The 21825-nt window shown below is 64.8% G+C and carries 22 protein-coding genes; 14 read left to right on the top strand and 8 right to left on the bottom strand.

Going from position 1 to position 21825, the window contains the following annotated elements:
• Window positions 1-19: 19 nt before the first annotated feature.
• A complete protein-coding gene (locus tag DCM79_RS07765) occupies window positions 20-1456 on the top strand; it encodes a glutamine synthetase family protein (RefSeq protein ID WP_257179380.1) in 1437 nt (478 codons plus the stop codon).
• Window positions 1457-1575: 119 nt separating this feature from the next.
• Here the strand turns inward: DCM79_RS07765 and DCM79_RS07760 are convergent, their stop codons facing one another.
• From DCM79_RS07760 to DCM79_RS07730, 7 genes are all read right to left on the bottom strand, one after another.
• Complete coding sequence (locus tag DCM79_RS07760) at window positions 1576-2289, bottom strand: ABC transporter ATP-binding protein (RefSeq protein ID WP_257179379.1); 714 nt, start codon at window positions 2287-2289, stop codon at window positions 1576-1578.
• A complete protein-coding gene (locus DCM79_RS07755) occupies window positions 2282-3049 on the bottom strand; it encodes an ABC transporter ATP-binding protein (RefSeq protein WP_257179378.1) in 768 nt (255 codons plus the stop codon). The genes DCM79_RS07760 and DCM79_RS07755 overlap by 8 nt, the downstream gene beginning before the upstream one ends.
• Entirely contained in the window at window positions 3042-3986 is a 945-nt protein-coding gene (locus DCM79_RS07750; RefSeq protein ID WP_028133932.1) for a branched-chain amino acid ABC transporter permease, read from the bottom strand. The genes DCM79_RS07755 and DCM79_RS07750 overlap by 8 nt, the downstream gene beginning before the upstream one ends.
• A gap of 13 nt (window positions 3987-3999) precedes the next feature.
• The gene (locus tag DCM79_RS07745; protein ID WP_028133931.1) at window positions 4000-4917 is read right to left on the bottom strand and encodes a branched-chain amino acid ABC transporter permease; all 918 of its coding nucleotides are present in this window, start codon (window positions 4915-4917) and stop codon (window positions 4000-4002) included.
• Between the two features lie 519 nt (window positions 4918-5436).
• Complete coding sequence (locus DCM79_RS07740) at window positions 5437-5655, bottom strand: hypothetical protein (protein WP_257179377.1); 219 nt, start codon at window positions 5653-5655, stop codon at window positions 5437-5439.
• A 1-nt stretch (window position 5656) separates the two neighbouring features.
• Window positions 5657-6316 (bottom strand): acyl-homoserine-lactone synthase, encoded by a 660-nt coding sequence (locus tag DCM79_RS07735; protein WP_257179376.1) that lies wholly within the window; start codon window positions 6314-6316, stop codon window positions 5657-5659.
• An 85-nt stretch (window positions 6317-6401) separates the two neighbouring features.
• The gene (locus DCM79_RS07730) at window positions 6402-7139 is read right to left on the bottom strand and encodes a LuxR family transcriptional regulator (protein WP_028133928.1); all 738 of its coding nucleotides are present in this window, start codon (window positions 7137-7139) and stop codon (window positions 6402-6404) included.
• A 168-nt stretch (window positions 7140-7307) separates the two neighbouring features.
• Here DCM79_RS07730 and DCM79_RS07725 point away from each other — a divergent pair, with 168 nt between their 5' ends.
• The 13 genes from DCM79_RS07725 to DCM79_RS07665 all read left to right on the top strand — a co-directional run bounded on the left by DCM79_RS07725 (window position 7308) and on the right by DCM79_RS07665 (window position 20328).
• Window positions 7308-7484, top strand: coding sequence for a hypothetical protein (locus tag DCM79_RS07725; protein WP_257179375.1), 177 nt, complete (start codon window positions 7308-7310; stop codon window positions 7482-7484).
• Between the two features lie 275 nt (window positions 7485-7759).
• Entirely contained in the window at window positions 7760-8008 is a 249-nt protein-coding gene (locus tag DCM79_RS07720) for a hypothetical protein (protein ID WP_257179374.1), read from the top strand.
• Between the two features lie 132 nt (window positions 8009-8140).
• Entirely contained in the window at window positions 8141-9838 is a 1698-nt protein-coding gene (gene kaiC, locus DCM79_RS07715) for a circadian clock protein KaiC (protein WP_257179373.1), read from the top strand.
• A gap of 2 nt (window positions 9839-9840) precedes the next feature.
• Window positions 9841-10128, top strand: coding sequence for a circadian clock KaiB family protein (locus DCM79_RS07710; protein WP_257179372.1), 288 nt, complete (start codon window positions 9841-9843; stop codon window positions 10126-10128).
• Entirely contained in the window at window positions 10128-11612 is a 1485-nt protein-coding gene (locus tag DCM79_RS07705; protein WP_257180716.1) for a sensor histidine kinase, read from the top strand. The genes DCM79_RS07710 and DCM79_RS07705 overlap by 1 nt, the downstream gene beginning before the upstream one ends.
• Window positions 11613-11681: 69 nt before the next feature.
• The gene (locus DCM79_RS07700; RefSeq protein WP_257179370.1) at window positions 11682-12620 is read left to right on the top strand and encodes a LysR family transcriptional regulator; all 939 of its coding nucleotides are present in this window, start codon (window positions 11682-11684) and stop codon (window positions 12618-12620) included.
• A gap of 148 nt (window positions 12621-12768) precedes the next feature.
• Window positions 12769-13644 (top strand): shikimate dehydrogenase, encoded by an 876-nt coding sequence (locus tag DCM79_RS07695; RefSeq protein ID WP_257179369.1) that lies wholly within the window; start codon window positions 12769-12771, stop codon window positions 13642-13644.
• 56 nt (window positions 13645-13700) lie between these two features.
• Window positions 13701-14831 carry an ABC transporter substrate-binding protein gene (locus DCM79_RS07690; RefSeq protein WP_257179368.1) on the top strand — a complete coding sequence of 377 codons (1131 nt, stop codon included), beginning with the start codon at window positions 13701-13703 and terminating at the stop codon, window positions 14829-14831.
• Between the two features lie 268 nt (window positions 14832-15099).
• Window positions 15100-15975 (top strand): branched-chain amino acid ABC transporter permease, encoded by an 876-nt coding sequence (locus tag DCM79_RS07685; protein ID WP_257179367.1) that lies wholly within the window; start codon window positions 15100-15102, stop codon window positions 15973-15975.
• Entirely contained in the window at window positions 15972-16970 is a 999-nt protein-coding gene (locus tag DCM79_RS07680) for a branched-chain amino acid ABC transporter permease (RefSeq protein WP_257179366.1), read from the top strand. Before DCM79_RS07685 ends, DCM79_RS07680 begins: the two co-directional genes overlap by 4 nt.
• Entirely contained in the window at window positions 16967-17710 is a 744-nt protein-coding gene (locus DCM79_RS07675) for an ABC transporter ATP-binding protein (RefSeq protein WP_028133917.1), read from the top strand. The genes DCM79_RS07680 and DCM79_RS07675 overlap by 4 nt, the downstream gene beginning before the upstream one ends.
• A gap of 12 nt (window positions 17711-17722) precedes the next feature.
• Window positions 17723-18460, top strand: a complete 738-nt coding sequence (locus DCM79_RS07670) for an ABC transporter ATP-binding protein (RefSeq protein ID WP_257179365.1) — start codon at window positions 17723-17725, stop codon at window positions 18458-18460.
• Window positions 18457-20328 (top strand): bifunctional sugar phosphate isomerase/epimerase/4-hydroxyphenylpyruvate dioxygenase family protein, encoded by a 1872-nt coding sequence (locus DCM79_RS07665; protein WP_257179364.1) that lies wholly within the window; start codon window positions 18457-18459, stop codon window positions 20326-20328. The genes DCM79_RS07670 and DCM79_RS07665 overlap by 4 nt, the downstream gene beginning before the upstream one ends.
• Window positions 20329-20502: 174 nt before the next feature.
• Here the strand turns inward: DCM79_RS07665 and DCM79_RS07660 are convergent, their stop codons facing one another.
• Window positions 20503-21675: an ABC transporter substrate-binding protein gene (locus tag DCM79_RS07660; RefSeq protein ID WP_257179363.1), complete on the bottom strand. Its 1173-nt coding sequence runs from the start codon at window positions 21673-21675 to the stop codon at window positions 20503-20505.
• Window positions 21676-21825: the final 150 nt, after the last annotated feature.

Genomic DNA, 21825 nt, shown 5'->3' with positions numbered 1-21825 from the left:
CAGTTGAGGGGGTGGTGAAGTGACTTTCGTCGCGCGTCACGCGCTGTGGTCGGATGAGCAGAGGGACGCCGCGGCGCGCATGCGCCGCATCGTCGAGGAGAGGAATCTCGAGGTCATCCGCCTCGCCTTCCCCGACCAGCACGGCATCCTGCGCGGCAAGACCATCATTGCCTCGGAGGCGATCGCCTCGCTGGAGAGCGGCTGCTCCATCACCACCACCATGCTCGCCAAGGACACCTCGCACCGCACGGTGTTTCCGGTGTTCACCGCGGGCGGCGGCTTCGGCATGAAGGAGATGGAGGGCGCGGCCGACGTGCTGATGGTCGCCGATCCCACCACGTTCCGCGTCTTGCCGTGGGCGCCGGCCACCGGCTGGGTGCTGTGCGACCTCTATTTTGGCGACGGCCGCCCCGTCCCGTTCGCGACGCGCGGACTCTACAAGCGCGTGCTCGATGAACTCGGCACGCGTGGCCACGATTTCGTTGCCGGCCTCGAGGTCGAATTCCACATCTTCAGGCTCGACGATGCGCATATGCGCGCCGAGGATGCCGGTCAGCCCGGCACGCCGCCATCGGTGAGCCTGCTCAGCCAGGGCTATCAATATCTCACCGAGCAGCGCTTCGATCAGATGGAGCCGGTGCTGGAGATTCTCCGGCGCGACATCGTCGCGCTCGGGCTGCCCTTGCGCTCTGTCGAGGTCGAGTTCGGACCGAGCCAGTGCGAATTCACCTTCGCGCCGCGCAAGGGGCTGGAGCCTGCCGACAACATGGTGCTGTTCCGCAGCGCCGTGAAGCAGATCGCGCACCGCCACGGCTACCACGCCACCTTCATGTGCCGGCCGAAGCTGCCGAACGTGTTCGCCAGCGGCTGGCACCTGCACCAGTCGATCGTCTCGCGCGCGAGCGGCGAGAACCTGTTCATGACGAAAGACGGCAGCGAGCCGCTCAGCGCGTTCGGCAAGGCCTACCTCGCCGGCCTGCTCGATCATGCCCGCGCCTCGACATTGTTCACCACGCCGACCATCAACGGCTACAAGCGCTACCGCTCCTATTCGCTGGCACCCGACCGCGCGATCTGGGGCCGCGACAACAGGGGCGTGATGATCCGCGTGCTCGGCGGCGCCGGCGATGCCGCAACGCGCCTGGAGAACCGCATCGGCGAGCCGGCAGCGAACCCCTATCTCTACATGGCTTCGCAGATCCTCTCAGGCCTCGACGGCGTCGACCGCAAGCTCGATCCCGGCCCCTCCGCCGACACGCCCTACGAGACCAAGGCGCCGCTGCTGCCGAAGAGCTTGCGCGATGCGGTCTCGGCGCTGAAGGACGATCCGTTCTTCCGCGAGAAGCTCGGGGCCGAGTTCGTGGATTATTACACCCACATCAAGAACGCCGAGATCGACCGCTTCCTGTCCGAGGTGACCGATTGGGAGCACCGCGAATATTTCGAGGTGTTTTGAGGGCGCCGTCCATCCGCCGTCATTGCGAGGAGCGAAGCGACGAAGCAATCCAGAATCCCTCCGCGGAAAGACTCTGGATTGCTTCGCTGCGCTCGCAATGACGGGGAGAGAGCGCGGGCTCAAATCCCCAAATACTTATGCTGCAGGTCCGGCGCCGCCAGCAGCTCGTCGGAGGTGCCGCTCCATACCGTCTTGCCGCGCTCGATGATGTAATGGCGGTCGCAGATGCGGGCGAGATGGTCGACGTTCTTGTCGACGACCAGGATCGACTGCCCCCGGCTCTTGAGCAGCGACAGGCAGTGCCAGATCTCTTCGCGGATCAGCGGTGCTAGGCCCTCGGTCGCTTCGTCCAGGATGAGCAGCTTCGGATTGGTCATCAGCGCGCGACCGATCGCGAGCATCTGCTGCTCGCCGCCGGAGAGCTGATTGCCCATATTGCCCGCACGTTCGGCAAGGCGCGGAAACAGCACGTAGATCGCCGCCAGCGTCCAGGGATTGGAGCTATTGAAGCGATCGGCGGCGGCCGCCACCAGGTTTTCGCGCACGGTGAGGTTCGGAAAGATCTGGCGGCCCTCGGGCACGAGCCCGACGCCGAGTTTCGCGATCCGGTACGACGGCAGCAGCCTGACCTCGGCGCCCGCAAAACGAATGCTGCCGGCACGCGCCGGCGTCAGGCCCATGATGGAGCGGATGGTCGTGGTCTTGCCCATGCCGTTGCGGCCCATCAGCGAGACCATCTCGCCCGGCTTGATCGACAGCGACAGGCCGAACAGCACCTGGGAGAGGCCGTAGCAGGTCTCGATGCCGTCGACGTCGAGCAGCGCGTCAGCCATGATGCGTCACCACGTGCTGATCACCGAGATAGGCGCGTTTGACGTCTTCGTTGGCCCGGATCGCGGCCGGATCGCCTGAGGCGATGACGCGGCCATAGACCAGCACCGAGATGCGGTCGGCCAGCGCGAACACCGCCGGCATGTCGTGCTCGACCAGCACGATCGAGACCTCTTTCCGCAGCTCCTGGAGCAGCTTCACCATGTTCTGGGATTCGGTGGCGCCGAGGCCGGCCATCGGCTCGTCGAGCAGCAGCAATTTCGGCTTGCTGGCGAGCGCGACCGCAAGCTCGATCTGGCGTCGCTCGCCATGGCTGAGCTTCGAGACCAGAACATCGGCGCGATGGACGAGGCCGACGCGATCGAGCGCGGCACGTGCGGCATCGCGCAGGCCTTTCTCCTTGCGCGCATCGGCGAAGAAGCGGAACGAGGTGCCGGCATGCGCCTGCGCCGCCAGCGCGACGTTGTCCGCGGCGGTGAAATCGAGCAGCAGCGAGGTGATCTGGAACGAACGCGCCAGGCCCAGCGCACAGCGCCGATAGGCCGGCAAGTATGTGATGTCGCGCCCCGCCAGCGAGACGCTGCCGGAATGCGGCGCGAGATGTCCCGTGAGCTGGCTGATCAGCGTGGTCTTGCCGGCGCCGTTCGGGCCGATGATGGCGTGCAGCTCGCCGCTGGCGACGTCGAGCGAGACGTTGTCCGTCGCGATGATGCCGCCGAAGCGGCGCACCAGCTTTTCGACGCGAAGCAGGGGCTCAGCCACGGCCAGCCCTCCCGAGCGCGCCCATGATGCCGCCGCGGCCGAACAGCACGATCAAGAGCAGCAGCGGGCCCATGATCAGCGCCCAATATTCGGTGATCTGCGACAGCAGCTCCTCGAGCAGCAGAAACACCACCGCGCCCATGACCGGGCCGAACAGCGTGCCCATGCCGCCGAGGATCACCATCACCATGAGGTCGCCGGAGCGGGTCCAGTACATCACGGCCGGGCTGACGAAATCGGTGTTGTTGGCGAGCAGCGCGCCGGCAAGGCCGCACATGGTGCCCGAGATGACGAAGCAGACGAGCTGGTAGCGCTTGGCGGGAAAGCCGATCGCCTGCATGCGCTGCTCGTTGGAGCGCAGGCCCTGCACGACGAGGCCGAAGCGCGAATTGACGATGCGCCAGATCAGGAAGACGACGCCGAGCAGGCAGGCGAGGCAGAGATAATAGAACTGCGTGCGGTTGCTCAGGTTGATAAGCCCGGAGAAGTCGCTGCGGTTGTAGACGGTGAGGCCGTCATCGCCGCCGTAGCGCGCAAGGCCCGAGGCGACGTAATAGGCCATCTGGGCGAAGGCGAGCGTGATCATGATGAAATAGACGCCGCGGGTGCGCAAGCTGAGCGCGCCGATCACCAGCGCATAAATTGCGGAAGCCGCCAGCGCGACCGGGAACTGGATGAAGCCGGACCCGACGCCTTCCTGCGCCAGCATGCCCACCGCATAGCCGCCGATGCCGAGATAGGCGGCATGACCAAAGCTCATCATGCCGCCGAAGCCCATGATGAGGTTGAGGCTCGCCGCCGCCAGCGCCAGGATGATGATGCGGGTGAACAGCGTCAGGATGAAGATGTTGCCGGACAGATGCGAGTAGAGCGGCAGCAGCACGAGGCCCGCCAGCATCAGGGCCGTGACGGCCTTGCTCACAGTCAAACCCTTCATCGACGCAAGCTCTTCATCGGCGATTGGCCGGAAACAGCCCCTCCGGCCGCACCACCAGCACGATCGCCATCAACAGGTAGATCAGCATGGAGGACAGCGCGGGCGCAGCGGTGGAGGCGGCGGCGCCGCTCAGCACCTGCCGGAGCAGGTTGGGCAGGAAGGCGCGGCCGAGCGTGTCGATCATGCCGACGAAGATCGCGGCCAGGAACGCGCCGCGGATCGAGCCGATGCCGCCGATCACGATGATGACGAAGGCCAGGATCAGGATGTTCTCGCCCATGCCGATCTGCACGGTGAGGATCGGCGCCTGCATCAGCCCGGCGAGGCCCGCGAGCGCGGCCCCGAGCCCGAACACCAGCGTGTAGAGCAGCTTGATGTTGATGCCGAGCGCGCCGATCATCTCGCGGTTGGAGGCGCCGGCACGGATCAGCATGCCGATGCGGGTCCGCATCACGCCGAGATAGAGCAGCAGCGCGACCAGCAGCGCCACGATGATGATGGCGAGGCGATAGGCCGGATAGTGAATGCCGGGCAGGATCGGCACCGGCACGGTAAGCCAGGCCGGCAGCGGCAGCGCGAGGCCGGCCGGGCCCCAGATTAGCCGCACGGCCTCGTTGAAGAACAGGATCAGGCCGAAGGTCGCGAGCACGTGGTCGAGATGGTCGCGGCCATAGAGATGCCGCAGCGCGCTCACCTCCAGCACGATGCCGAGCACCAGCGTGGCGCCCAGCGCCATCAGCGCGCCAGCTAAGAAGCTGCCGGTCCAGGCCGCAAAGGTGGCGGCGAAATAGGCGCCCATCATGTAGAGCGAGCCGTGCGCGAGGTTGACGAGATCCATGATCCCGAACACCAGCGTCAGGCCGGCGGCGAGCAGGAACAGCAGCAGGCCGAACTGCAATCCGTTCAAGAACTGTTCGACGACGAGCAGCATCAAGTCTCTTTCAGGCGCACGCAGCTTCGCGCCGATGTTCGAACAATGTCGCCATCAGTGAAAGAGCTCCCCCTGCCTCTTCAAGGCCGAAAAATGGGTAATGGCAGTATCGTTCCGAGGCAAGAGCGATTCGACACCTGACATGCACTTTGTTGCATGCGCCTGCATGCGGGCAAATTGACCTTGCAAGAAGGCTGCCGCGCCAGGCTGGGGCAACCTGCCGCACCCAGACGATCAACCCCGCCATAGCGCGTTGTCGCTGGGCAATTGCCTGCGGCAAGGATCTCGCCCTGGCCATCCTTCGAGACGCCCGCCGTTGGCGGGCCCTCAGGATGAGGACCGGATGCGCGGCGCTGATTTCAACGAGCACCGTTGCTGCCTAGCCTCATCCCGAGGAGACCGCGAAGCGGTCGTCTCGAAGGACGAGGCGCGCGCTCAGGTCGCGCAAGAGACCAAATGCGATCACCCTCCCCCGTCGCCGGAGGAAGGTGTTGCAATCTTTCGGATCCCGGGATGCGTCTAGTGCGACGTCATCTGCTGGGGCAGATCGTCCGGTTCGGCGAGCACGCTGTTGGCCGTGGAGGCCTCCAGCGCCGCCATCCGGAACAGATAGGCGAGCGTCGTCAATCCAGTGTCTTCCGCCATTTGCGCCAGCTCGAGCGCCATGTCGGACATGTAGCCGAGAGCCTCGTCCCTGCTCTGCGCCATGATCTGGCTGTCCCGCATCATGTTCGACATCTCAGGCGCTCTTTCGTTGCGCGGCAGCGGCGCCGCGGAAGTTGGCTCTGGCGATACAGTCGATCCGCGGACCTTCCTGCTGGACCACGCTCGTCATACCGATGCGGTCACGCACGACGTCGAGCGACTCCTGACGAATCTCGATCGTTGCCGCCATGGTCCAAGAATTCTCCACCAGGGCCGGCAATCCCAGCGGCGTGACCACGAAACCGATGTCGTGAAACCGCGGCAGCCACCAGGTTTCCATGACCAGACAAAGCCGCTCGATGCCCTGCGCCAGGCAAAACTCCTGCGCCGCTGCCATCAATTGCAGATTGAACAGGCCGTCGCGGCGCTCGCGCGAGACGAAGAAGCGCGACCATTCCCAGACCAACGGGTCCGACGGACAACCGCGGACCGAGGCGAGATGCGGGAACACCTCGCTCATCATCGTCGGCCTGGTGGTCGGATACAGCCGGGAGCCGCCGAGCACCCGGCGATGTTCCAGCGCCAGCAGGTAGATCGCGTCGTCATTGTCGTAGCTGTCGATCTCGCGGCCGTCAGGCTTGCGCAGCGCCTCCCATTTCCGCTCCTCGACGAATATCTCGTGGCGGACCCGGAAATGCTGTTCGAGGACGTCTTCGTAGAGGTGCCGATTGACGGCCGAAATCACATGAATCATGAACTCCCCCATGGCTCGCAATACGGGGAGCCTCAGCGAAAACGGCTGAGCCGACTATTGGGAAATTTCCCAGTAGGCGAACGTTTCAGAGATTGATGATTCTGTGGCGGATCGCGATCGCGACCGCATGCGTGCGGTTGACGGCACCGAGCTTGCGCGCGGCAGTTGCAAGATGCTCTTCCGCGGTGCGCTGCGTGATGTGCAGGATCTCGCCGATCTCCCAGGCGGACTTGCCTTGCGAAGCCCAGGCGAGCACCTCGCGCTCGCGCGGCGTCAGGCGCATCGACGGATGCGGCGTCGGATCGAGCAGACGGCGGATGTGATCGAAGCCGTACATCCCGATCAGGTGCAGCGCCGGCTTGCTGCGCGCATTGAGATCGAGGTGGACGCCGGCGAGCGAGACGCCGGCCTCGTAGCCGGTCAAGCCGTGGATCGGCACGACGAAGCCGCGCGACATGCGGAAGTCGGCAGCGCGCCGCATCACCTCCACCGCGCCGGGCTCCAGCTCCGGATCGTACGGCGCTTCGGACCACTCGAACGGGTTCACGGTCTGCCGGCACTTGCGGATCACGGGATCGACGCGGTCGTAGCTCTTTTGGGTATAGAGGCTGAACCACTCCGCCGGCCATTTCTTGGCGAGCACCATCTGGGAAAAGCGCTGCTCGGGATTCGGCAGGCCCGTCACGATGATATGTTCGAAACCGTACCGGCCGAACGCGGCTGCAAGCGCGTCCATGGCGTCCGGAACCTTGGTGTAGGTTCCAAGCCCTTCGATGAAGTCGAGCGCCTCGCGGCCATAATCAACGCCATCAACGGCGGACATCGGTGCGTTTCCTGACCTTCGCCCTCGCCTATAGCACGTATTCCGGGGGCGCCTCAAATTCGCTGCGACCGTAGTTTCCCGGTCCTCATCCAACCTGAAGATTTAAACTACTTGTGGCAGAATAGGCGGCACCATACACCTCAACGTATCCGAAGCGGGAAAACCACGATGGAAGACGAGGACATCGCCCTCAACAGCGTGCTCGGCCTGGAGTTGAATCGGGTGTTTTTCGCCGTCCGCGACACGGCAAACAAGCAGAAGATCATCGAGTTCGCGCGCGCAGTGCTGGAGAGCGAGCGCGCGGAGCTGGCCGACAGCGTCTCGCCCGAGGGCCCGGCGAGCTGAGCTGCGCCGCGCGATGAAGTCAGCGCGAGCCACGTCCTATGCCGCGCCGATCCGCACGCATATAGTTAATCGATTTCAACGAAGACCGTCAGCGTTTGACCCTCGGGCACGCCGCCGCTGGACGAAAGGAAGCGCGGCCCTGCCTGCCCTCAACCAGCCGATCTATTTCTGAGGTCGATGAGCGCGCGACGGGCGACGGACGTCAATTCATCCAGAGCTGTCGTACCGGAGCGGGCCGCTTCAAGCAGCGTTGCGGCAACGAGCTTCCTACTCTCATGATCGCCGCCATGCCTGACGTGACTGAACGCCGCGTCAAGCGCCGCATCCAGGATGGTTTGCATGCGGCCTTCGAATTCATTCATTCTGTCAATGACCTTGCCGCAGCTCCTGCCCTCGGCCTTATGCGCCGGCGCGGCAAAGCCGTATGTGCACAAGTGAACGCAGGCGCGATTGAGGGCGGGCCCTATGAGGCGCTCGGACGATGCCGGCGCTGGCCGCATACCGCCAAGCACCGCGCAATCTGATGATGGAAATAGGGCGAGCCAACCCATATCCGCACGGTTTGTTCCTGAGGCGAGCGACAAAATTGCGGTTTCTCCCCTCTAGGCGGCCCGCCATTCTTTGCTTAGAAAAATCCCTGGAACCGGGACAGGGGCATGACTGAAGGCATCACGAAATCTGCAACCGGCATCGAAGGCTTCGACGACCTGACGCTTGGAGGCCTTCCGACCGGACGGCCGACGCTGGTCTGCGGCTCGGCCGGCTGCGGCAAGACATTGTTCGCATCGACATTCCTCTTCAACGGTGCGCGGCTCTACGACGAGCCCGGCGTCTTCGTGACCTTCGAGGAGCGCCCCGTCGACATCGTCGCCAACGTGGAGTCGCTCGGGTTCGACCTGCAGGGGCTGATCGACCAGTCGAAGATCCACATCGAGCACATCGCCATCGATCCGTCAGAAGTCGCCGAGATCGGCGACTATGATCTCGAGGCCTTGTTCCTGCGGCTGGAGTTCGCGGTCGACCAGATCGGCGCCAAGCGCATCGTCCTCGACACGATCGAGAGCTTGTTCTCGGCGTTCTCCAACCCGGCGATCTTGCGCGCCGAGATCCGGCGCTTGTTCGACTGGCTCAAGCAGAAGGGCCTGACGGCGGTCATCACGGGCGAACGCGGCGACGGCAGCCTCACCCGGCAAGGCCTCGAGGAATACGTCTCCGATTGCGTGATCCTGCTCGATCACCGGGTCGACAACCAGATCTCGACGCGGCGCCTGCGCATCGTGAAGTATCGCGGCACCGCGCACGGCACCAACGAATATCCGTTCCTGATCGACGAGGACGGCTTCTCGGTGCTGCCGGTCTCCTCGCTCGGCCTCGGTCACAAAGTGTTCGACGAGCGCATCTCCACCGGCGTGCCCGATCTCGACGCCATGCTGACCGGCGGTGGCTTCTACCGTGGCAGCAGCATCCTGCTCACCGGCGTCGCCGGCTCCGGGAAGAGCTCCCTCGCCTGCATGATGGCGGACGCCGCCTGCAAGCGCGGCGAGCGCGCCCTCTACCTCTCCTTCGAGGAGTCCGAGGCGCAGACTGTCCGCAACATGAAGTCGATCGGCACCGATCTGGACAAGTGGCTGAAGCGTGGGCAGCTGCGCTACATCGCCGCGCGCCCGACCTTCTATTCGCTCGAGATGCACCTCGCGATCATGTTGCGGGAGATCGGCAGGTTCAAGCCGCAGCTGGTCGTGCTCGATCCGATCTCCGCCTTCACCGGCTCGGCCGACATCGCTGAGGTGCAGGCGATGTTGCTGCGCATCGTCGACTATCTCAAATCCAACGGCATTACCGCCGTTTTTACCCATCTGGCGAGTGTCCAACAGGCGGAAACCGACGCTGGCCTGTCATCCTTGATGGATGGCTGGATCCTCCTTCTCAACCGTGAGGCCAACGGCGAATTCAACCGCGAGCTCTATCTCTTGAAGGCGCGCGGCATCTCGCATTCCAACCAGGTCCGCGAATTCGTCATGTCGGACAGCGGCATCCACCTGCTCGAGCCCTATCTCGGCGAGGGTGGCGCACTGACCGGTTCGGCCCGACGCAACGAAGAAGCGCGGGCGCGCCGAGCCGAGACCGAGCGGCAGGCCGAGGTCAGCCGCGTGCAGGATCAAGTTACACAACGGCGGCGCCGCGCGCTTGCCCAGATCGAAGCTCTCAACGCGGACATCGAGGCCGACGAGGCCGAGCTGAAGCGACTGATCCGCACCGAGGAAATCTATCAACAACAGAGCCGGGAAGACACCGCAGCGCTGGCGCGCGGACGGGGATTGGACCGCTCGACCGGCAAGAAGAAGCAGGACTAACCATGGCCGAAGTCAACAAGGAGCCCGTCAAGCTCGTCCTCTACGTCGCCGGCGAGACGCCGAAATCGCTCGCCGCGATCCGCAATCTGGAAAAGATCTGCTCCGAGCACCTGGCCGGCAAGTACAGGGTCGAGGTCGTCGATCTCAAGAAGCAACCGCAACTCGCCCGGGAGCATGGCATCGTCGCCATTCCGACTCTGGTGAAAGAGCTTCCGGTCCCCATTCGCAAGATCATCGGGGACCTTTCCGACACCCAGAAGGTTCTCGTTCATCTGTCGGTCGAGGAATGATGGCGGTGGTGTCGCTCGCATCCGCGTTGACCCGGGAAGAGCTCGAAGCTCGGCTTTATGAGGCCGAGGAGACGCTCCGGGCCATACGTGAGGGCGAGATCGACGCCGTCGTCATCAAGGGCGGCGCCACCGAGCAGGTCTTCACGCTCGAAGGCGACGGCCAGTCCTACCGCACCTTCATGGAAGCCATGGATATCGGTGCCGCGGCCTTCGATGCCGACGGCCAAATGCTCTACGCCAATCAGGCCTTGCACAAGCTGCTCGATCGGCCGGCGGGCGCTTTGTCGGGCCAGGAATTGCTCGGCATTCTCGATGCCGTCAATCAAACCACGTTCCGTCGCCTGCTGACACAGGCGCTGAAGGATCGCCAATCCTCTGAGATTCACGTTCGCGTGGGCGACAGCGAGCGCAGCTTCCTTCTCACGGGAGCCCCGATCGATTTCGGCTTCGGGAAAGGCGTTGCGATCACCTTCACGGACATCAGCGAGCGCGAGCAGATCGCGGCCGCCAAGGAATCGGAGCGGCTGGCGCGGTCGGTGCTCGCATCCGCCAACGAGGCCGTCATCGTCTGCGACCGCTCCGGGACGGTGACGCATATCAATGCGGCGGCCGAGCGGATCTGCGCCCAGGATCCCATTGGAAAGCCGTTCGAGGACGCGATCGAGCTGACGTTCGCCGATGCCTCCGAGTTGATGTCGGGGGCTGACATTGTCGCAATGGCCGCGAGCGGCACGCCCGTGCAGGGGCTCGAAGCCGCGGTGAAGACATCGGCGGCCGACGTCACCGACGTCATGATCAGCGCAGCACCGCTCGTCGTATCCGGCGACCGGACCCAGGGCTGCGTGGTGACGCTGATCAACCTGTCGCAACGCAAGGCCGCCGAGCGCCGGCAGGCCCTCCTGATGGGCGAGCTCGACCACCGCGTCAAGAATACGCTGGCGATGGTACTGGCGATCTCCGCGCGCACCGCATCCCACGAACGCACGATCGAGGACTTCCAGAAATCGTTCTCCGGCCGCATCCAGGCGCTGGCGGCCACCCACACGTTGCTGTCCAATGCGTCCTGGGAAAACCTGCAGATCAAAGATGTGCTTCGTGTCGAGCTTGCGCCCTATGCGACGCTCTCCAGCGGACGCATCACGATGGAGGGATTGGAAGTCTCCGTCGACTCCAAGACGGCCGTCTCGCTCGGGCTCGTCTTCCACGAACTGACGACCAACGCGGTGAAATACGGCGCGCTGTCGACCCGATCCGGCAAGCTGTCGGTTCGGCGGATCGGCCTGCTCGACGACGGCGCGCTGCAGATCGAGTGGGAGGAGCGCGATGGCCCGCTGGTGACACCACCGACGACGTCAGGCTTCGGGCAGACCTTGATCTCGCGCAGCCTGGGCAGCGGTCCGAACGGCGGCACCAAGCTCGAATACCGTCCGAGCGGCGTGGTTTGCCAGATCCTGATTCCGAAATACGGCCATTTCCATACTTGAGTAAAGCCGCTGGATGACGGCGCCGGTTCCGTGACATGATCCCGCAGAACGTTTCGGGACAGCCGGAAGATGATGACACTGCGCCAGGTCGAAGTGATCCGCGCCGTGATGGTGACGGGCACCATCGGCGGCGCGGCGAAGCTGCTCAACGTCTCGGCGCCGGGAATCAGCCGCCTCGTCAAATACACCGAGCGCTCGCTCGGCATCCGCTTCTTCCAGCGCCAGAACGGGCGCTACTTCCCGACGCCGGAAGCCGAGAACATCTTCGAGCAGATCAACGGCGTCTACAAGAAGGTCGACGATCTCTCCGAGATCATCTCCAAGATCGGCCGTGGCGGGTTGTCCGAGCTGCGGATCGGCTCGGTGCCCAGCATCTCCCAGGTGATGGTGCCCCGCGCGATCGAGCGCGTCCGGCGCCGCTATCCCGATCTCGGCATCGACATCAACATCCTCAAGCTCGAGGAGGCCATCGACTATCTGATGCTGGGGCGCGGCGAGTGCGTCGCGATGAGCTACCGGCTGGAGCATTCCGCGCTCGACTTCATGCCGCTCGCCTCGGGCGAATTGTATTGCATCGTGCCGCCCGGTCACGAGCTCGCCGGCCGCAAGCAGGTCTCGGCCGCCGAGATCACCCGCTATCCGCTGATCGGTATCGATCCCAACGATCCCTACGGCCGGATCATGGCCGAGATCTTCGCGCGCAACCGGCTCGACTACAACATCACCATCCGCGCGCGCTTCGGCACCACGGTCTGCGCGCTGGTGAAGGCGGGGCTCGGTATCGCCATCATCGACCAATTCACCGTGGCTCATGGCGGCTATCCCGGGATCGAGCTCTTGAAGATCGCCGAGCCGTCGCGGTTCGACACCTATATCGCGGTCAAGCGCGGCGCGCCACTGTCGCTCCATGCCGAGGCCTTCATCGCGGCGCTGCGCGCCGAGATGCGCGCAGTCGAGCCGTCCCGCGGCAACGCCAAGGCCGCTTCGGCGCGGGCACGGAAGAAATAACAACATGATGTTAGGTTTGCCGGATAAAAGGGTAATTGTGTTAGCCTAAGGACAGGCTATCGTCGGCGATCGGGAAGCCCCTTGGAATTGCGCGGGTTTCCCCGCTAATGACCGGGACCGAACCTTCCTTTGAGACGATAGCGAACACATGTCCACGCGCGGATACGCCAGCAAGAAGCTCCTCACCGGCCTGATCGGTGCGCCGATCGCGCATTCCGCATCCCCTGCCATGCATGAACGTGCCGCCGAGGCGCTCGGCCTGCGCGGCCATTATCAGCTCATCGAGATTGCCGGCGCCGATGCGGCCGGGATGCGCATGATGCTCGAGGGCGTCCGACGGCTCGGCTTTGCCGGCGTCAATGTCACCTATCCCTACAAGGAAGCGGTGGTGCCGCTGCTGGACGCGCTGGCACCGGGCGCAGCCAGCATGGGCGCCGTCAACACCGTCGTCGTCAGGGATGGCCGCCTGACGGGCCACAACACCGACACCACGGGTTTCGCGCGGGCGGTGAGGCCGCTGCTGGCGCCCTCCGGCAACGCCGTCGCCGTGATTGGCGCCGGCGGCGTCGGCAAGGCGATCGCGTTTGCGCTGGCGAGCCTGAACGTTGCCGACATCCGCATTTTCGACAGCGCGCCGGCGCGCGCCGAGAAACTGGCAACCTTGCTCGCCCCGCGCGGCGGCGCCCGCGCTGCCGCCAGCGTCGAGGAGGCGCTCGATGGCGCGACCGGTCTCGTCAACGGCACGCCCGTCGGCATGCTGCCGAACCGCGACACGCCAGTGCCGGTGGGCCTGCTCAAGGCCGACCTTTGGGTCGCCGACGCCGTCTATTCGCCGCTGATCACGCCGCTGCTGGCCGCAGCGCGAGAGAAAGGCGCCCGGATCATGACCGGCCGCGATCTCGCGATCTACCAGGCCGCCGACGCCTTCGAACTGTTCACAGGCCTTGCCCCATCCACCGAGATCATGGGAGAGGCTTTCGACGCCGTGATGGCTGCGCGCAGCGCCGCCTATCAGGCAGCTTGAGGCGAAGCGGCCGGATACAAGGCCGCTTGCAACATTTGAAACGGGAGGAGAGGACGATGAAATCAACGCTAGTGGTGGGCGCATTGCTCACGGTCATGACCGCAACGGGCGCCTTTGCCCAGGCGATCAAGCTCGCCGACGTCGCCGAGCTCTCCGGCGGCGGCGCCACCGTCGGCACCAACTGGAAGAACGGCATCGACCTCGCGATCGAGGAAATCAACGCCAAGGGCGGCGTGCTCGGCCGCAAGCTGGAGGTGACCCACGCCGACTCGCAGTCCAACCCGGGCGTGGCGCGCGCCCAGGTCCAGAAGGCGCTCGATGCCGAGCCCTATGTGCTGCTCGGGCCCGGCTATTCCGGCTCGGTGAAGGTCACGGCCCCCCTCGCCGCCGAAGCTGGCATCGCGCAGATCATGGGCGGCGAGGCCGCCGAGCTGACGCAGGGTGGCAACAAATTCCTGTTCCGCACCTCGTTCGGCCAGCAATCCTCGATGCCGAAGGTCGCCAAGTACATCCACGACGAGATGAAGGCGAAGACGGTCGCGGTGGTCTGGGTCAACAACGATTTCGGCCGCGGCGGACGCGACGTCGTGATCAAGGAGCTCGACCGGCTCGGCTCCAAGGTCGTTGCCGACCTCTCGACCGAAGCGGGCCAGGCCGATTTCGCCGCCGACGTCGGCAAGATCAAGGCTGCCAATCCCGATGCCGTGTTCGTCTACCTCAACGAGGAAGAGAGCGCGCGCATCCTGAAGGAGCTGAAGCGCCAGGGCGTCACCGCACCGCTGATGGGCGAGACCACGCTGATCGGCCAGAAGGTGATCGAGCTCGCCGGCGATGCCGCCAACGGCGCCCGCGGCCATGTCGGCCTCACCACGGACGCGCCGGTCGACCTGGTCAAGCAATTCCGGGAGAAGTTCTCCAAGAAGTACAATTATGTCCCCGACCACAACGGCCTGAAGGGTTATCTCGCCGTCTACATGGTGAAAGCCACCACCGAGAAGATGGGCAAGGTCGACTCCAAGAAATTTGCCGACACGCTGCACGGCCTCACCATCAAGGCCGCGGACGAGCCGGGCATCCTGATGGACGTCACCTTCAGCGACACCGGCGACATCGACCGCCAGAGCTTTCTGGTCGAGGTGGTCGAGGGCAAGCAGGTGGTGAAGCAGGTGCTGCCGAAGGTGAAGTGAGATCTCTCGCCTCTCGTAGAGAGCCGCAGGGCAGTCGCATACCGTAGTGACTTCCCTGCGGCCATCCTTCGAGAAGCCCGCCGTTGGCGGGCCCTCAGGATGAGGACCGGATGCTCGGCACCAGCTTCAACGAGCGACGATGGTGCTTAGCCTCATCCTGAGGAGACCGCGAAGCGGTCACTCGAAGGACGAGGCGCGCGTCCGGTCGCGCGAAATGTCATATGCGATGGCCCTGCCGCGTGCGAGGCCAGGGAAGATAGAGAGGAAAATGTCCAACCTATTCGATCTTCTGGTCGCGGGGCTCGCCACCGGCGCGATCTACGCGCTGGTCGCGGTCGGCTTCACGCTGCTTTGGCAGACCTCCCAGACCATCAATTTCGCGCAAGGCGAGTTCGTGATGCTGCCGGCGTTCCTGATGCTGGCGGCGATGCATGCCGGCGCGCCGTTCTGGCTCGCGATCATGCTCGGCATCCTGCTGTCGATGATCCTGCTCGGGCTCGGCTTCAAGCTGCTGCTGGTCGACCCGATGATGCGCCACGGCGTCTTGCCGCTGGCGATCGCGACCATGGCGCTCGCGATCGGCATCAAGGAAGCCGTGAAGCAATTCTACAGCGCCGAGGCCTCGCCGTTCCCCTCGGTCGTGCCGACCGGTGACATCTCCATCCTCGGCCATGCGGTGTCGCTGCAAAGCATCGGCGTGCTCGTCGTCGCCATCCTCGCGGTGGTCGGCCTGACCACGCTGCTCAACCGCACCTCGCTCGGTCACCAGATGCAGGCGGCGGCGCAGAACCCGACGGTGGCGCGCATCATCGGCGTGCCCGTCGAGCGGATGATCCTGCTGACCTTCCTGATCAACGCCTTCCTGGTCGCGCTGGCTTCGCTCCTGATCACGCCGATCTACCTCGCAAAATTCTCCTCCGGCGAGGTGCTGGGCCAGGCCGCCTTCATCGCCGCGATCGTCGGCGGCTTCAACCAGGTGCGCGGCGCCATCGCCGGCGGCCTCCTGATCGGCGTGCTCGACAATCTCGCCGCCGCCTATGTCTCGACCCAATATCGCGCCGCCGTGCCGATGCTCTTCCTGATCGCGGTCATCCTGTTCCGGCCGCAAGGATTGCTCGGCCGCGCCGAGGAGCGCACGGTATGAGCAGCTTCGGCAAATCCCTGAAGATCGCGCTCGGCCTCGCCGTCATCGCCGGCCTGATCGTCATCCCCATGAACTTCAACCGCTACGGCCTGTTCATCCTCAGCCAATGGGCGGTGATGAGCATCGCCGCCATGGGCCTCAACCTCACGCTCGGTTATGCCGGCCAGGTCTCGCTGGCGCAGGGCGCGTTCGTCGGCATCGGGGCCTATGCGTCGGCGATCATGACGACGCATGGCTGGCCGCTGCCGGCGGCGATCCTGGTCGCGATCCTGCTCAGCTTCGCGATCGGCTGGGTGCTCGGCTATCCCGCGCTGCGCGTCCAGCACCATTATCTCGCCTTCGTCACGCTGGCCTTCTCCACCCTCGCCTTCCTGGTGTTCCGCAACGAGAGCTGGCTCACCGGCGGCATCTACGGCATCTCCAACATCCCGCGGCCGCATCTTATCGGCCTCGCGACCAACAAGCCCCTGCCCTTCTACTACGTCTGCCTCGGCTCGCTCGCGATCGTGTCGCTCGCGGTGTGGTGGCTGATCCGCTCGCCCTGGGGCCGCGCCTTCATGGCGCTACGCGAAAATCCCATGCGCGCGCAATCGCTCGGCATCGACACGCGGCGCTACACACTGATGGCGTTCGCGATCGGCTCGGCGCTGGGCGGCGTCGCCGGCGCGCTCTATGCGCCGCTGACGCAATATATCGATCCGGTGCCGTTCAACCTGTCGCTCTCGCTCGACCTCCTGATGATGGTGATCGTCGGCGGCGCCGGGTTCTATTTCGGCCCGTTCCTCGGCGCGATGATCGCGGTGCTGCTGCCGGAATGGCTGCGCTTCACCGAGGGCTATTATCTGATGCTGTACGCGGTCGCGGTGATGCTGCTGCTGATCTGGTCGCCGACCGGCATTCTTGGGATCCTCGATCGCTATCTCGCCCAACGTCGCACCAAGGCGGCGTCCGCACTGCGCGCCGTCGCAAAGTCCCGCCTGGAGACGGCGCAATGAGTGCGGTATTGGAAGTCTCGGAGATCAAGAAGAATTTCGGCGGCATCAGCGCTGTCGACGGCGTTTCCTTCGACGTGCGCGAGGGGGAGATCCTCGGCCTGATCGGCCCGAACGGCTGCGGCAAGTCGACCTTGTTCAACTGCATTCTCGGCCAGCTCACGCCCTCCGGCGGCGAGGTCAAGCTCGACGGCAAGGTCGTCACCGGTCTGCGCCCCGCCGAGCTCAACAAGCTCGGCGTCAGCCGCACCTTTCAGCTGCTGCAGGTCTTCCCGAAGCTCTCGGTGCGCGAGAACCTGATCCTCGCCGGACAGGAGCACCAGGGCAGCATGGCCTCGCGCCTGGTCGGCCGCTCCGATGCCGGGCTGACCGAGGCCGCCAATCAGATGATCGGCTTCTTCAAGCTCGATCATCTCGCCGACGAGCCGGCCGGCGGCCTGTCCTACGGCCAGCAGAAGCTGCTCGACGCCGCCATGGCCTTCATGGGCGGACCGCGCCTCGTGCTGCTCGACGAGCCCGCCGGCGGCGTCAACCCGTCGATGCTGGCGGATCTCAAGGATCGCCTGATCGCGATCAACCGCGAGAAGAACGCCACCTTCGTCGTGATCGAGCACAACATGGAGTTCGTGATGTCGCTGTGCTCGCGCGTGATGGTGATGGCGGAAGGCAAGGTGCTGGCGATGGGACGTCCCGACGAGGTCCGCAAGAACCCCGCCGTGATCGAAGCCTATCTCGGACATTAGGGAGCGCGAGCCATGAGCGACCCGATCCTCTCGGTTCACAATCTCGTCGGCGGCTACGGCAAGATGACGATTCTGAACGGCACCACGTTCTCGGTGCCGCCGGCGACCATCACCACGATCATCGGCCCCAATGGCGCCGGCAAATCCACCGTGTTCAAGGCGATCTTCGGCCTGCTCAAGCTGCGCGAGGGCAAGATCAGCTTTGCCGGCCGCGACGTCACCAATCTGAGCCAGCGCGCGCTGCTCAATGCCGGCATCTGCTACGTGCCGCAGGGCCGCAACATCTTCCCCGAGCTGTCGGTGCGCCACAATATCGAGCTCGGCGGCGTCGCGGCCGGGAAGGGTCTCGACCTGCCGAAGCGAATCGAGGCGGCGCTCGACCTGTTTCCGGCGCTGCGGCGGAAATCGACGCAGCAGGCTTCCACCCTGTCCGGCGGCGAGCAGAAGCAGCTCGAGATCGCCCGCTCGTTGCTGCTCGAACCGAGGCTGATGCTGATCGACGAGCCCTCGATCGGCCTGTCGCCGCTGATGGTGCAGCAGACCTTCGACATCCTCAAGAGCTTGCGCGAGCGCGGCGTCACCATCCTGATGATCGAGCAGAACGCGCGGTCGGCGCTGGAAATCTCGGACATCGGCATCGTGCTCGAGCTGGGCCAGACCCGCATGGTCGACGACGCCAGGCGCATCCTGAACGATCCGCGCATCGACCAGCTCTTCCTCGGCGGCGCGATGGAGGAGAGTGCGGCATGAACAGACGCTCGATCGCCACGGTCTCGCTCTCCGGCACGCTCGACGAGAAGCTTCGCGCCATCGCGGCCGCCGGCTTCGACGCGGTCGAGATCTTCGAGAACGATCTGTTATCGTTCGGCGCAAGCCCGCGCGACATCGCAAAGCTCTGCCGCGATCTCAACCTGAATGTCTGCGCGCTCCAGCCGTTCCGCGATTTCGAGGGCATGCCCGAGCCGCAGCGGTCGCGCAATTTTGCCCGCGCCGAGCGGAAGTTCGATTTGATGCAGGAGCTCGGCACCGACCTCCTGCTGATCTGCTCCAACGTCTCGCCCGCCTCGCTCGGCGGCATCGACCGCGCCGCCGACGATTTTCGCGAGCTGGGCGAACGCGCAGCCAGGCGTTCCTTGCGGGTCGGCTACGAGGCGCTGGCCTGGGGCCGCCATGTCAGCGACTATCGCGACGCCTGGGAGATCGTGCGGCGCGCCGACCATGCCGCGATCGGCCTCGTCCTTGACAGCTTTCACGCGCTGGCACCGGGATTTCCCACCCGCGCGATCGCCTCGATCCCCGGCGACAAGATCTTCATGGTGCAGCTTGCGGACGCGCCGAAGCTCGAGCTCGACATCCTGTCGTGGAGCCGGCACTTCCGCTCCTTCCCCGGCCAGGGCGATCTGCCGGTCGTTGAATTCATGACCGCGGTCGCCGCGACCGGCTATGCCGGGCCGCTGTCGCTGGAGATTTTCAACGACCAGTTCCGCGCCGGCTCGGCCGCGCAGACCGCGCTCGACGGCCTGCGCTCGCTGATCCTGCTGGAAGACCAGCTGGCGCCGGATTGGCCGAAATTCGCTGCCGAGCCGCTGGCGCCGAAGGCGAAGAACCGGGGCACCGGGTTCATCGAATTTGCCGTCAACGAGACCAAGGCCGGCGATCTCGCCCGCCTGTTTTCGCAGCTCGGCTTCCGCAAGACAGGCCAGCATCGCAGCAAGGCGGTGGAGCGCTGGTCGCAGGGCAAGGTCGAGCTCGTCATCAACAGCGAGACCGACGGCTTTGCGCATTCCCACTACGTCACGCACGGCCCTGGCGTCTGCGCCATCGCGCTCGACGTCGACAATGCCGGCCTCGCGATGCAACGTGCCGAGATGCTGAAGGCGCGCACCTTCTATCAGCCGGTCGGACCGGGCGAGCTGGAGATTCCCGCGATCCACGGCGTCGGCGGCAGCCTGCTCTATTTCCTGGATCAGGCCGGCAAGAACTGGGACACCGATTTCGAGCCTGTCCCGAGCGATGCGCACGCAGACGCGCTGCTCGCCGTCGACCACATCGCGCAGTCGATGCCCTATGATGAGATGCTGTCCTGGCTGCTGTTCTACACCGGCATCCTCGATCTCGAGCGATTGCCGCAGATGGAGATCGCCGATCCCAGGGGCCTCGTGCAAAGCCAGGCCATCGTCAACGCCGACCGGAGCCTGCGCGTCGTGCTCAACGGCTCCTCCGCCAACCGCACGCTGCCGGCGCGCTTCATCTCGGAATTTTTCGGCTCAGGCGTGCAGCACGTCGCGTTCTCGTGCCGGGACATCTTTGCGGCGGTCGCGGAGATGCGCAGGCGCGGCGCCGATTTTCTCGACATCCCCGCCAATTACTACGACGACATCGAAGCCAAATACGACCTCGCGCCCGAGCTGATGGCGCAGCTGCGCGCCAACCACATCCTCTACGACCGTGAGGGCGACGGCGAGTTCTTCCAGGTGTACACCCACATCTTCGACGAGCGCTTCTTCTTCGAGATCGTCGAGCGGCGGAATTACCAGGGATTTGGCGCAGCGAACGCCGGCATCAGGCTGGCGGCGCAGGGGCGCGAGGTGCGCCCTGCGAGCATGCCGCGGGTGTGACGGTCTTTCCCTCTCCCCTTGTGGGAGAGGGTGGCTCGCCGCGCAGCGGCGAGACGGGTGAGGGGTATCTCTCCTCACGGACGATCCCGCGAGTGGAGAGAACCCCTCATCCGGCGCTTCGCGCCACCTTCTCCCACAAGGGGAGAAGGGACTACGTCGCTTGTCGCTACACCCTCACTTCATCTTGCACTTGTCGTGGAAGCGATCCTGGTCGTTCTCAACGATGGTCGCCACCGTCTTCAGCGCGAGCTGGCCTTCGGCGTCCTTGACCACGTCCTGCAGATAGAAGCTCTGCACCGGGATATGGTTGTTGCCGTACTTGAACGCGCCGCGCACCGACTTGAAATTGGCCTTCTCCATTTCGGCCTTCATCGCGTCCTTCTTGCTGGTGTCGCCCTTCACCGCGACCACCGCGCTGTTGATGAGCTGGGCGGCGTCGTAGGATTGCGCGCCGTAATAGGTCGGGCGCAGGCCGGTGTACTTCTTGCGGTAGTCGGCGACGAAGCGCTTGTTCTGCTCGTTCGGCAGGTCGTTGACCCATTCCTGCGCGCCGGGAACGCCGAGCGCGTTCTCCTTCTGCAGCGGCAGCGACAACTCGTCGATGGTGAAGGCGGTGTAGAGCGGCATCGTGCTCTTGAGCCCGGCTTGCGCGTATTGATTGAGGAACTGCACGCCGGCCGCGCCCGGATAGAACACGAAGATCGACTCGGCGCCCGAGGCGCGCGCCTTGGAGAGCTCGGCGGAGAAATCGAGCTGGCTCGGCCAGACCGTGTATTCCTCGCCCTTGATCTCGCCCTTGAACGTGCTCTTCAGGCCTGCGAGCATGTCCTTGCCGGCGGCGTAGTTCGGGCCGATCAGGAACACGCTCTTGACGCCCTTCTGGTTCATGTAGAGACCCATCGCCTGCGGCGTCTGGTCATTCTGCCAGGAGGTCGAGAACACGTAAGGCGAGCACAGCTCGCCCGCGAGCTGCGACGGACCGGCATTGGCCGAGATCAGGAAGGTCTGGGAATCGACGGCCGTCTTCAGCGAGGCCAGCAGCACGTTCGACCAGATATAGCCGACGATGAAATCGACCTTGTCCGACTGCACCAGCTTCTCGGTCTTCTGCTTGCCGACATCGGGCTTCTGGCCGTCGTCCTCGTAGATCACCTCGACCGGCTTGCCGTCCATCTTGCGGCCCAGATGATCCAGCGCGAGCTCGAAGGAGTTGCGCATGTCGTTGCCGATCACGGCGGTCGGACCGCTGAAGGTCGAGACGAAACCGATCTTGATGGTGTCGCCGGCGAAAGCCGGGCTCGCCAGCACTAGCGCCGCTGCGCCCGCCAGCCAGAATGCCGTCCTCATAATCACTCCCCTCCTTATGATTGAGCCCGCAAGCGGGGTGATCGCCGCCCCGGGCCTTCTCTATTGAACGCAAAATCTGTCGCGCCGCCAATGGCTCAGCGCCCGCCCCTGCACCATATTTCGCCCCGATCGCGGATGGCAAGAAATATA

The sequence above is a fragment of the Bradyrhizobium sp. WBOS07 genome (assembly GCF_024585165.1).
In the GTDB taxonomy this organism is placed as follows: domain Bacteria; phylum Pseudomonadota; class Alphaproteobacteria; order Rhizobiales; family Xanthobacteraceae; genus Bradyrhizobium; species Bradyrhizobium japonicum_B.
Note: the sequence above shows the minus strand (reverse complement) of the source record. Positions and strands in the feature narration are given on the sequence as shown.

Excerpts from the sequence above, each read along its gene's own strand:
- kaiC (WP_257179373.1), top strand. The coding sequence starts at position 8,141 with ATGACTGAAGGCATCACGAAATCTGCAACCGGCATCGAAGGCTTCGAC.
- DCM79_RS07675 (WP_028133917.1), top strand. The coding sequence starts at position 16,967 with ATGAGTGCGGTATTGGAAGTCTCGGAGATCAAGAAGAATTTCGGCGGC.
- DCM79_RS07750 (WP_028133932.1), bottom strand. The coding sequence starts at position 3,986 with ATGAAGGGTTTGACTGTGAGCAAGGCCGTCACGGCCCTGATGCTGGCG.
- DCM79_RS07745 (WP_028133931.1), bottom strand. The coding sequence starts at position 4,917 with ATGCTGCTCGTCGTCGAACAGTTCTTGAACGGATTGCAGTTCGGCCTG.
- DCM79_RS07700 (WP_257179370.1), top strand. The coding sequence starts at position 11,682 with ATGATGACACTGCGCCAGGTCGAAGTGATCCGCGCCGTGATGGTGACG.
- DCM79_RS07680 (WP_257179366.1), top strand. The coding sequence starts at position 15,972 with ATGAGCAGCTTCGGCAAATCCCTGAAGATCGCGCTCGGCCTCGCCGTC.
- DCM79_RS07685 (WP_257179367.1), top strand. The coding sequence starts at position 15,100 with ATGTCCAACCTATTCGATCTTCTGGTCGCGGGGCTCGCCACCGGCGCG.
- DCM79_RS07710 (WP_257179372.1), top strand. The coding sequence starts at position 9,841 with ATGGCCGAAGTCAACAAGGAGCCCGTCAAGCTCGTCCTCTACGTCGCC.
- DCM79_RS07690 (WP_257179368.1), top strand. The coding sequence starts at position 13,701 with ATGAAATCAACGCTAGTGGTGGGCGCATTGCTCACGGTCATGACCGCA.
- DCM79_RS07730 (WP_028133928.1), bottom strand. The coding sequence starts at position 7,139 with ATGTCCGCCGTTGATGGCGTTGATTATGGCCGCGAGGCGCTCGACTTC.
- DCM79_RS07660 (WP_257179363.1), bottom strand. The coding sequence starts at position 21,675 with ATGAGGACGGCATTCTGGCTGGCGGGCGCAGCGGCGCTAGTGCTGGCG.
- DCM79_RS07670 (WP_257179365.1), top strand. The coding sequence starts at position 17,723 with ATGAGCGACCCGATCCTCTCGGTTCACAATCTCGTCGGCGGCTACGGC.
- DCM79_RS07695 (WP_257179369.1), top strand. The coding sequence starts at position 12,769 with ATGTCCACGCGCGGATACGCCAGCAAGAAGCTCCTCACCGGCCTGATC.
- DCM79_RS07665 (WP_257179364.1), top strand. The coding sequence starts at position 18,457 with ATGAACAGACGCTCGATCGCCACGGTCTCGCTCTCCGGCACGCTCGAC.
- DCM79_RS07740 (WP_257179377.1), bottom strand. The coding sequence starts at position 5,655 with ATGTCGAACATGATGCGGGACAGCCAGATCATGGCGCAGAGCAGGGAC.
- DCM79_RS07725 (WP_257179375.1), top strand. The coding sequence starts at position 7,308 with ATGGAAGACGAGGACATCGCCCTCAACAGCGTGCTCGGCCTGGAGTTG.
- DCM79_RS07720 (WP_257179374.1), top strand. The coding sequence starts at position 7,760 with ATGATCGCCGCCATGCCTGACGTGACTGAACGCCGCGTCAAGCGCCGC.
- DCM79_RS07760 (WP_257179379.1), bottom strand. The coding sequence starts at position 2,289 with ATGGCTGACGCGCTGCTCGACGTCGACGGCATCGAGACCTGCTACGGC.
- DCM79_RS07735 (WP_257179376.1), bottom strand. The coding sequence starts at position 6,316 with ATGATTCATGTGATTTCGGCCGTCAATCGGCACCTCTACGAAGACGTC.
- DCM79_RS07705 (WP_257180716.1), top strand. The coding sequence starts at position 10,128 with ATGGCGGTGGTGTCGCTCGCATCCGCGTTGACCCGGGAAGAGCTCGAA.